Below are 6266 nucleotides of genomic sequence, written 5' to 3' on the forward strand. Positions count from 1 at the left end.
ATTGTAAATGACTTATCCTTGTCTATATCGTGTCTTTCTATAATTATTTATATTGCGTGTCCTCTTATAGAATAATCGTCGTATAGGAACAAGCAATGCATCCTTCATCTTTCATGGATTGCTCTTCTTTGAGTATAACTTTCCCAAAGAAAAACTCAAATATACCAAGTAATAGAGAATAATGCATAGAACATAATGGAACAGAGTGTTCCCGAATAGCCTCTTTAAAAGTACAATTATAAATACTAAAACTTACTTGTTTTTCTTCTTGGTTAAAACTAATTTCAGGGTTTAATCCTTGATTTAAGGCAATTTGCTCAATAAATCTAATTTTTTCTTCATCGTTAATACCTTCAATATTACGATTTATTCGAGCTAGGAATGTTTTAGCCGATTCCATTCCAAATTTATAACCAATTTTCTTTAATGCTTCTACTCCTTCGTCTCCAAAGCCAGCTAATGTCTCTAAACACAACTCAGCTAGGCGCTGATAGTCTCGATATGGAAACTGAAGACTAACAACTTCATCTGATAGTCGGTAAAAACGACTAGGTCGACCACCCTTACCCGTCTTCTTTGTCTCTGAAACTACCATATTTACATCTTCTAATTTAGTTAAATGTAAACGAGCCACATTGGCATGAATGTTGAACTGGTCCGCTATTTCCTGAACTGTAACATCACCGTGTCGTTTCGTAACATATTGATATATGGAAAACCGAGTTGGATCTGATAAAACGCTAGTTATCTTAAGTGTTTGTTGCTCCAAATTACGTCACTCCCTCTTCATGTCTTGTACCATTATAATACAATTCAATAAACAATCAAATCAATTTTCAAAATTTGTAGTTTTTTGTCAAAAAAACATAAAAAAGATGACCCAACTACTGCTTACACTCAACCTGCTATTTTAATTACAAATTAAAACATGGGTGCGAGTCAAACATAATGGATTGAGCCATCCTTCTTAAATGCTATTATTTTTTTCGTTTTCGATTTTTTTTTAATATCATTGATAAAGCTAGTGGTATCATACCGAACATTTGATATTGAATAGGCGGTCTGGATTCTTTCCTTTGCTTTCTCAATGCGATGCGCTCTTCTTTAGGGCGATCCACATAAGAAACAAATTGTTGAGTAACAAATTTTACATAGTCGTTAAATGAAGACAATTTTCCCACTCCCGAACCAAGCATTTAAAATTATTATTGTCACTTTGAGCGGTACTCATTCAAGATCAAAAGAATTTTATCAACAATTTCAGAAATGGATAAATTGGTAGTATCAATTTTATAATCAGCATCTTCGTAAAAAGGCTTTCTTTGCAAAAACAGCTCATTTACCTGTTCTTTTGATTTATTTTGTAAAAGTGGTCTTGTAGTATCGCCTTTAGTTCTTTCTAATATTCTCTCAATGTCACAATGTAAATAAACAATGCTCCCCTTTTCTCGCATAATCTCTCGGTTTACTTCATTGACAACAATACCACCACCTGTTGTTACAATCGTATTTTCGACAGGTAACTTTTTTAACACATCCGTTTCATATGACCGAAACGCTGCTTCTCCTTCTTCCTGAAAAATCATTGCAATACTTTTATGTTTTGTCGTTTCAATCTTTGCATCTGTATCTAATAGTTTATAATTTAATTTTTCTGCTATTATTTTTCCTATAGTTGATTTGCCAGCCCCCATAAATCCAGTTAAAAAGATAATCTTTACCCCATCGTATACTCTATCCATTCCTTCACCCTCATTTTATCTTTGTCTAGTAGAAATCGAACGACTCTTTGTCTTTCCTTATCTGTCCTTACTTTAAGTTGTATGTTTACTGTATCATGGGTATCTTCTAAAATCCAATATACGGCTGTACCTTTTTCATAATTAAAAGCACCCGTTGAAGAAAGTCGATTGGTTGTTAGGTCATCAACTAAATCAACCGTAGCCATCTGCAATAAGGACTCTAAGAGAAATATCTCTTCTTGTTCTGCATAAAACTTTTTTTCTGTCAGGTACATATCCAATACATGCATTAAAGCTAAAGATAAAAGTAAACAAAAAATTAAAGTGATAGGAAGAATAAAACCCTTTTGCCCATTTTTCTTCAACTGTTAACCTCCAAAGAACATACGAAAGAGAACCGTCGCTCATGCCTTTTCCTATTAGTATCAACTATTTCTACTATTACACCATGAGGAACTAATTGGTAAGACACAGACGATACATGACGTAAAAAGACATCATGTCCTTGTTGATTAACTCTCCTTCGAATAAGTTTTCCGTGCTTCTCAATTGAAGTAACTGTACCATCTGGTTTACGGAGCTTAAGTGTATCACCCGTAACTTCAATTTCACTTGTCTCTCTTACTTCCATACTAAATTGATTAAAAAATAATTCCACTTGGAACTTATGGGGTTGTTCAGTTGGAGGAGGAAGGATAGGAATACTTTTGATAACGAGAGGGAACACAGAGGCAATGATCAATAATAGGGTAAAAGCTATGATAACTTCAATGAATGTAAATCCTCTTTGATTTATTTTTTGGCATATCCGCATTTTTCATAATCACGTCCATTTTTACTTGACCAGGAAAGACACACTTTAATATCTCTTTCAGTCACCTGAGTCACTGACCATTGAAATAATATATCGTCTTTTTCAAACACTCCATCTGGTAATTGATTTTCAAATAACCAACGTTGAAGCGTTTCATTTATACTTTCATTCGCGACATTTTCTTGACGGATTGTTATTCGTTCATTATAGACCTTTATAAAAGCGGGAAAAACGGAAAGAGATAGGATAGTAAAGATAAAAATCGAAGCAATTACTTCTAGTAATGAAAAGCCTTTATTTCTCTTCAATATAAAAGCGCCCCTTCCCTATGTGAAACACGATCACATACCGTTGACTGCCCACATACATAAATAACGTCCCAGCTTTACTTATATTTCCGTTAGAAAGGAACCTGACATCAGTAAAACCTAAAGAACCACGTTCAAAGGTTACATCGATATTAATGGGCTGTTCATAAACAATTTGGTTATTTTGCCGGATCCCATAGCAGCTACGTTCAGAATTGAAGTAAAAAACAGCGTGAGCGCCATTAGATATCGCAAGTTGCTGAGCATAATATAAATCGTTTTCTAGTTGAGAGAGGAAAATATTTCTTTCATATGAAGAATAAGTGGAGTTAAGAGAGATCAGTGTAACAGAACTGACAACAGAAATGATCGTTAATACAAGGAGAAGTTCAACGAGCGTGTAGCCTTGTTGTTTTAGTTTCATTCTTTAACTACTTTACCATTTTCCAGCTTTAGCTTTGATTTGTCTGGACATGACAAATTACTAGCATATTCTTTCAAATCATCAATACTTGCAGGAGGACTTCCTACTTCAACTGTATAAGCACCAACCTGTGCTTGAAGCAGATCAATCGTTGCATCACACCCTTTCTCATTAGCAACTTCAGTATTTTTCGTCATATTTGGTACAGCGATGAGCAGCAAAATTGAAATGATCATTAACACAATAAGCATTTCGATTAAAGTAAAACCTTTTTGTAATCTAAGCCACTTTTTCATAGACAACACACTCCTAATTAGAAGGGGGATAAAATAACTAATGATAGGGATGGTAACATTAATATCACTAAAACAAGGGGAGATTGGGGATATGGATAAGATAGAGGGCTTACTGATCTTCTATTTACGACATCACTCCTTATAAATTTATAAATTGATAATACAATAAGTTGAGTTGAAAATCCTTATAATTACATAAAATTAACATATCTTTAAAAAACAAAAAAAACCTCAAGTTTTAACTTGAGATTAGAATATTGTTTATGTAGTGGTGCGGGTGAAGGGACTCGAACCCCCACGTCAAAGACACTAGATCCTAAGTCTAGCGCGTCTGCCAATTCCGCCACACCCGCAAATAAATGGTGAGCCATGAAGGACTCGAACCTTCGACCCTCTGATTAAAAGTCAGATGCTCTACCAACTGAGCTAATGGCTCATGACGTTAATTCATGATGTTTCTCATGTCGTATCGGACGATGTTTCGCTTTGTGGTCCTACCTGTTCCTTCCTCTACTAGTAATGCTTTGTAGCACGCTGTGTCGGAACAACTCGTAGCAATTTCACGTTGTCTTGCTCGTAACTGAGCTAATGGCTCTTGTATTTCATTTTCAACTAGCATTTAGTTGTTACAGGTTAGTCGGTTTAGACTTCCTCTTTTCCTAGTAACTAACTTCCATCTACTAGTTTCTAATAATGGTGACCCGTACGGGATTCGAACCCGTGTTACCGCCGTGAAAGGGCGGTGTCTTAACCGCTTGACCAACGGGCCAGATGACACTGGCGGAGAAGGAGGGATTTGAACCCTCGCGCCGGTTGCCCGACCTATACCCTTAGCAGGGGCACCTCTTCAGCCACTTGAGTACTTCTCCTTATTAATGGTGGGCCTAAGTGGACTCGAACCACCGACCTCACGCTTATCAGGCGTGCGCTCTAACCAGCTGAGCTATAGGCCCATAAATATTAAATGGAGCGGGTGATGGGAATCGAACCCACGACATCAGCTTGGAAGGCTGAGGTTTTACCATTAAACTACACCCGCAGGTTATTCACTTAAAAAGTCATGCCTCTTTCTCTTCTAGCAACTTCATTGATGAAAATGCGTCGAGGCAACTCGCTGTAAATCATAGAAGCCTTGCTCGTGGCTGAGGTTTTACCATTAAACTACACCCGCATTTTATTTGCTTATAGAAGATGGTCGGGAAGACAGGATTTGAACCTGCGACCCCCTGGTCCCAAACCAGGTGCTCTACCAAGCTGAGCCACTTCCCGGAACTTTTTTATTTTACAAGAATGACACAGATGGGGAGTAAAACTCCTAAACTCGTATTCCTACTCAAATTAATCATACAATTTAAGAATGCGATGCGTATGGAGCGGAAGACGGGACTCGAACCCGCGACCCTCACCTTGGCAAGGTGATGTTCTACCACTGAACTACTTCCGCATAATGGCTGGGCTAGCAGGATTCGAACCTACGCATGACGGAGTCAAAGTCCGTTGCCTTACCGCTTGGCTATAGCCCAATACATTAATAAGTTATTAAATGGGGCGGCTGATGGGAATCGAACCCACGAATGCCGGAACCACAATCCGGTGCGTTAACCACTTCGCCACAACCGCCATATCAGGTTAAAATGGTGGAGGGGGACGGATTCGAACCGCCGAACCCTTAGGGAGCGGATTTACAGTCCGCCGCGTTTAGCCACTTCGCTACCCCTCCAACTTATGGCGGTCCCGACGGGAATCGAACCCGCGATCTCCTGCGTGACAGGCAGGCATGTTAACCGCTACACCACGGGACCACTGTTAATTACATTTTTCAGAACATATACTAAAATTAGACGCGATAATTTTTTTGGTTGCACTCTCCAAGCACTACTTATATTATCTTCCTAGTAGTAATTCGAAGTAGATGCGATAATTTTTTTGGTTGCGGGGATAGGATTTGAACCTATGACCTTCGGGTTATGAGCCCGACGAGCTACCAGACTGCTCCACCCCGCGGTAATATAAAAGTATAATAAATATGGCGGAGGAAGAGGGATTCGAACCCCCGCGCGGTTTAACCCGCCTGTCGGTTTTCAAGACCGATCCCTTCAGCCGGACTTGGGTATTCCTCCGCATAATTAATGGTGGAGCCTAGCGGGATCGAACCGCTGACCTCCTGCGTGCAAGGCAGGCGCTCTCCCAGCTGAGCTAAGGCCCCATCAAAATATAAAAATATAAGCCTAGCGACGTCCTACTCTCACAGGGGGAAGCCCCCAACTACCATCGGCGCTGAAGAGCTTAACTTCCGTGTTCGGCATGGGAACGGGTGTGACCTCTTCGCTATCGCCACTAGACTATTAAAATTGTGATGAGCTTCGAATTTCTTCGTTGACTGCGCTCTCTGCGTTGCTCATGTACCCTTTAAACGTACATTCCGCTACTCGTGAGCTTGTCGCCTCGAACTTCTCGCTTCTAACAATTTTACTGGATTTTTAATAAATCCTTATTAAATTGAGAGTGGTTCTCTCAAAACTGGATAATGGCTAGATGAATTCAACGCTTTATTCATTTGGATAAGTCCTCGACCGATTAGTATCTCTCAGCTCCACGTGTCGCCACGCTTCCACCCGAGACCTATCAACCTCATCATCTCTAAGGGGTCTTACTTACTTAACGTAATGGGAAATCTCATCT

8 protein-coding genes, 15 tRNA genes and 2 rRNA genes are annotated in these 6266 nt (G+C 39.2%); all 25 read right to left on the reverse strand.

The features are described from left to right. Positions 1 to 64: 64 nt before the first annotated feature. A complete protein-coding gene (locus N7Z68_RS02630; protein ID WP_275116894.1) occupies positions 65 to 769 on the reverse strand; it encodes a helix-turn-helix transcriptional regulator in 705 nt (234 codons plus the stop codon). A 208-nt stretch (positions 770 to 977) separates the two neighbouring features. Further along, the gene (locus N7Z68_RS02635; protein ID WP_275116895.1) at positions 978 to 1172 is read right to left on the reverse strand and encodes a YqzE family protein; all 195 of its coding nucleotides are present in this window, start codon (positions 1170 to 1172) and stop codon (positions 978 to 980) included. Between the two features lie 39 nt (positions 1173 to 1211). Then, positions 1212 to 1742 carry a shikimate kinase gene (locus N7Z68_RS02640; RefSeq protein ID WP_275116896.1) on the reverse strand — a complete coding sequence of 177 codons (531 nt, stop codon included), beginning with the start codon at positions 1740 to 1742 and terminating at the stop codon, positions 1212 to 1214. Beyond that, the gene (gene comGG, locus N7Z68_RS02645; protein WP_275116897.1) at positions 1718 to 2107 is read right to left on the reverse strand and encodes a competence type IV pilus minor pilin ComGG; all 390 of its coding nucleotides are present in this window, start codon (positions 2105 to 2107) and stop codon (positions 1718 to 1720) included. Before comGG ends, N7Z68_RS02640 begins: the two co-directional genes overlap by 25 nt. Continuing rightward, positions 2104 to 2556 (reverse strand): competence type IV pilus minor pilin ComGF, encoded by a 453-nt coding sequence (gene comGF / locus N7Z68_RS02650; protein WP_275116898.1) that lies wholly within the window; start codon positions 2554 to 2556, stop codon positions 2104 to 2106. Before comGF ends, comGG begins: the two co-directional genes overlap by 4 nt. Further along, the gene (locus N7Z68_RS02655) at positions 2535 to 2864 is read right to left on the reverse strand and encodes a type II secretion system protein (protein ID WP_275116899.1); all 330 of its coding nucleotides are present in this window, start codon (positions 2862 to 2864) and stop codon (positions 2535 to 2537) included. Before N7Z68_RS02655 ends, comGF begins: the two co-directional genes overlap by 22 nt. Beyond that, positions 2851 to 3288, reverse strand: a complete 438-nt coding sequence (gene comGD, locus N7Z68_RS02660; protein ID WP_275116900.1) for a competence type IV pilus minor pilin ComGD — start codon at positions 3286 to 3288, stop codon at positions 2851 to 2853. Before comGD ends, N7Z68_RS02655 begins: the two co-directional genes overlap by 14 nt. Beyond that, positions 3285 to 3584 carry a competence type IV pilus major pilin ComGC gene (comGC, locus tag N7Z68_RS02665; protein WP_275116901.1) on the reverse strand — a complete coding sequence of 100 codons (300 nt, stop codon included), beginning with the start codon at positions 3582 to 3584 and terminating at the stop codon, positions 3285 to 3287. The genes comGD and comGC overlap by 4 nt, the downstream gene beginning before the upstream one ends. 269 nt (positions 3585 to 3853) lie before the next feature. Further along, positions 3854 to 3937: transfer RNA gene (locus N7Z68_RS02670), tRNA-Leu, on the reverse strand. A 7-nt stretch (positions 3938 to 3944) separates the two neighbouring features. Further along, a tRNA-Lys gene (locus N7Z68_RS02675) sits at positions 3945 to 4020 on the reverse strand. Between the two features lie 258 nt (positions 4021 to 4278). After that, positions 4279 to 4353: transfer RNA gene (locus N7Z68_RS02680), tRNA-Glu, on the reverse strand. Between the two features lie 9 nt (positions 4354 to 4362). Then, positions 4363 to 4453: transfer RNA gene (locus N7Z68_RS02685), tRNA-Ser, on the reverse strand. Between the two features lie 7 nt (positions 4454 to 4460). Further along, positions 4461 to 4537, reverse strand: a tRNA-Ile gene (locus tag N7Z68_RS02690). Between the two features lie 12 nt (positions 4538 to 4549). Next, positions 4550 to 4623 (reverse strand) — tRNA-Gly (locus tag N7Z68_RS02695). A 153-nt stretch (positions 4624 to 4776) separates the two neighbouring features. Continuing rightward, positions 4777 to 4853, reverse strand: a tRNA-Pro gene (locus N7Z68_RS02700). Between the two features lie 100 nt (positions 4854 to 4953). Next, positions 4954 to 5028: transfer RNA gene (locus N7Z68_RS02705), tRNA-Gly, on the reverse strand. A gap of 4 nt (positions 5029 to 5032) precedes the next feature. Then, positions 5033 to 5107 (reverse strand) — tRNA-Gln (locus N7Z68_RS02710). Positions 5108 to 5128: 21 nt separating this feature from the next. Next, positions 5129 to 5204, reverse strand: a tRNA-His gene (locus N7Z68_RS02715). Between the two features lie 15 nt (positions 5205 to 5219). After that, positions 5220 to 5304 (reverse strand) — tRNA-Tyr (locus N7Z68_RS02720). A gap of 6 nt (positions 5305 to 5310) precedes the next feature. After that, a tRNA-Asp gene (locus N7Z68_RS02725) sits at positions 5311 to 5386 on the reverse strand. Between the two features lie 125 nt (positions 5387 to 5511). Beyond that, positions 5512 to 5588: transfer RNA gene (locus N7Z68_RS02730), tRNA-Met, on the reverse strand. 23 nt (positions 5589 to 5611) lie between these two features. Further along, positions 5612 to 5704: transfer RNA gene (locus N7Z68_RS02735), tRNA-Ser, on the reverse strand. 10 nt (positions 5705 to 5714) lie between these two features. Then, positions 5715 to 5790: transfer RNA gene (locus N7Z68_RS02740), tRNA-Ala, on the reverse strand. 20 nt (positions 5791 to 5810) lie between these two features. Further along, positions 5811 to 5926 (reverse strand): 5S ribosomal RNA (gene rrf / locus N7Z68_RS02745). A 215-nt stretch (positions 5927 to 6141) separates the two neighbouring features. Further along, positions 6142 to 6266, reverse strand: a 23S ribosomal RNA gene (locus N7Z68_RS02750); the annotation flags it as partial.

Source organism: Alkalihalobacterium chitinilyticum (genome assembly GCF_029028005.1).
Taxonomy (GTDB): Bacteria; Bacillota; Bacilli; order Bacillales; family Bacillaceae_F; genus Alkalihalobacterium; species Alkalihalobacterium chitinilyticum.